1 rRNA gene is annotated in these 2,960 nt (G+C 51.7%); it reads right to left on the bottom strand.

Going from position 1 to position 2,960, the window contains the following annotated elements:
• Positions 1-43 precede the first annotated feature (43 nt).
• Positions 44-2,950, bottom strand: a 23S ribosomal RNA gene (locus PR808_RS20570).
• Positions 2,951-2,960 lie beyond the last annotated feature (10 nt).

Genomic DNA, 2,960 nt, shown 5'->3' with positions numbered 1-2,960 from the left:
ATTCGAAAACTATCTCGTCTCTCTAAAACACCTTCGGTGTTGTCAGGTTAAGCCTCACGGTTCATTAGTATTGGTTAGCTCAACGTATCGCTACGCTTACACACCCAACCTATCAACGTCTTAGTCTTAAACGTTCCTTTAGGACCCTTAAAGGGTCAGGGAAGACTCATCTCAAGGCAAGTTTCCCGCTTAGATGCTTTCAGCGGTTATCTTTTCCGCACTTAGCTACCGGGCAATGCCATTGGCATGACAACCCGAACACCAGTGGTGCGTCCACTCCGGTCCTCTCGTACTAGGAGCAGCCCCTTTCAATCTTCCAACGCCCACGGCAGATAGGGACCGAACTGTCTCACGACGTTCTAAACCCAGCTCGCGTACCACTTTAAACGGCGAACAGCCGTACCCTTGGGACCTACTTCAGCCCCAGGATGTGATGAGCCGACATCGAGGTGCCAAACACCGCCGTCGATATGAACTCTTGGGCGGTATCAGCCTGTTATCCCCGGAGTACCTTTTATCCGTTGAGCGATGGCCCTTCCATTCAGAACCACCGGATCACTAAGACCTACTTTCGTACCTGCTCGAGCCGTCACTCTCGCAGTCAAGCTGGCTTATGCCTTTGCACTAACCGCATGATGTCCGACCATGCTTAGCCAACCTTCGTGCTCCTCCGTTACTCTTTGGGAGGAGACCGCCCCAGTCAAACTACCCACCAGACACTGTCCGCACCCCGGATAACGGGGCAACGTTAGAACATCAAACATTAAAGGGTGGTATTTCAAGGTTGGCTCCACGCAGACTGGCGTCCACGCTTCGAAGCCTCCCACCTATCCTACACATCAAGGCTCAATGTTCAGTGTCAAGCTATAGTAAAGGTTCACGGGGTCTTTCCGTCTTGCCGCGGGTACACTGCATCTTCACAGCGAGTTCAATTTCACTGAGTCTCGGGTGGAGACAGCCTGGCCATCATTACGCCATTCGTGCAGGTCGGAACTTACCCGACAAGGAATTTCGCTACCTTAGGACCGTTATAGTTACGGCCGCCGTTTACTGGGGCTTCGATCAAGAGCTTCTCCTTACGGATAACCCCATCAATTAACCTTCCAGCACCGGGCAGGCGTCACACCGTATACGTCCACTTTCGTGTTTGCACAGTGCTGTGTTTTTAATAAACAGTTGCAGCCAGCTGGTATCTGCGACTGGCTTCAGCTCCATGGGTAAACCACTTCACCTAATGCCAGCGTGCCTTCTCCCGAAGTTACGGCACCATTTTGCCTAGTTCCTTCACCCGAGTTCTCTCAAGCGCCTGAGTATTCTCTACCTGACCACCTGTGTCGGTTTGGGGTACGATTAATGATAATCTAGAGCTTAGAGGCTTTTCCTGGAAGCGGGGTATGAGCTACTTCGCCACCGTAGTGACTCGTCATCAGACCTCAGCATATAGTGAACCGGATTTGCCTAATTCACCTGCCTACATCTTTAAACCGGGACAACCGTCGCCCGGCCAGCCTAACCTTCTCCGTCCCCCCATCGCAATTATCACCAGTACGGGAATATTAACCCGTTTCCCATCGACTACGCATTTCTGCCTCGCCTTAGGGGTCGACTCACCCTGCCCCGATTAACGTTGGACAGGAACCCTTGGTCTTCCGGCGTGCGGGTTTTTCACCCGCATTATCGTTACTTATGTCAGCATTCGCACTTCTGATACCTCCAGCATACCTCACAGTACACCTTCACAGGCTTACAGAACGCTCCCCTACCCAACAACATCTAAATGTCGCTGCCGCAGCTTCGGTGCATAGTTTAGCCCCGTTACATCTTCCGCGCAGGCCGACTCGACCAGTGAGCTATTACGCTTTCTTTAAATGATGGCTGCTTCTAAGCCAACATCCTGGCTGTCTGAGCCTTCCCACTTCGTTTCCCACTTAACTATGACTTTGGGACCTTAGCTGGCGGTCTGGGTTGTTTCCCTCTTCACGACGAACGTTAGCACCCGCCGTGTGTCTCCCGTGATAACATTCTTCGGTATTCGTAGTTTGCATCGAGTTGGTAAGTCGGGATGACCCCCTAGTCGAAACAGTGCTCTACCCCCGAAGATGAGTTCACGAGGCGCTACCTAAATAGCTTTCGGGGAGAACCAGCTATCTCCCGGTTTGATTGGCCTTTCACCCCCAGCCACAAGTCATCCGCTAATTTTTCAACATTAGTCGGTTCGGTCCTCCAGTTAGTGTTACCCAACCTTCAACCTGCCCATGGCTAGATCACCGGGTTTCGGGTCTATACCCTGCAACTCATTCGCCCAGTTAAGACTCGGTTTCCCTACGGCTCCCCTATACGGTTAACCTTGCTACAGAATATAAGTCGCTGACCCATTATACAAAAGGTACGCAGTCACACCCTAAAGGGTGCTCCCACTGCTTGTACGTACACGGTTTCAGGTTCTATTTCACTCCCCTCGCCGGGGTTCTTTTCGCCTTTCCCTCACGGTACTGGTTCACTATCGGTCAATCAGGAGTATTTAGCCTTGGAGGATGGTCCCCCCATATTCAGACAGGATAACACGTGTCCCGCCCTACTCGTCGAGTTCACAACACTAACACCTTCGGATACGGGGCTATCACCCTTTACTGCCAGCCTTTCCAGACTGTTCTCCTGATGCTAATGCTGATTAAGACTCTGGGCTGCTCCCCGTTCGCTCGCCGCTACTAGGGGAATCTCGGTTGATTTCTTTTCCTCGAGGTACTGAGATGTTTCAGTTCCCTCGGTTCGCCTCGTTTGACTATGTATTCATCAAACGATAGTGCAACGAATTGCACTGGGTTTCCCCATTCGGATATCGTCGGTTATAACGGTTCATATCACCTTACCGACGCTTTTCGCAGATTAGCACGTCCTTCATCGCCTCTGATTGCCTAGGCATCCACCGTGTACGCTTAGTCGCTTAACCTCACAACCCG

Origin of the sequence: Providencia sp. PROV197 (genome assembly GCF_028479625.1) — a bacterium.
Classification (GTDB): Bacteria; Pseudomonadota; Gammaproteobacteria; order Enterobacterales; family Enterobacteriaceae; genus Providencia; species Providencia vermicola.
The sequence above is the reverse complement of the archived record's forward strand: the minus strand, read 5'-3'. Positions and strand labels throughout refer to the sequence as shown.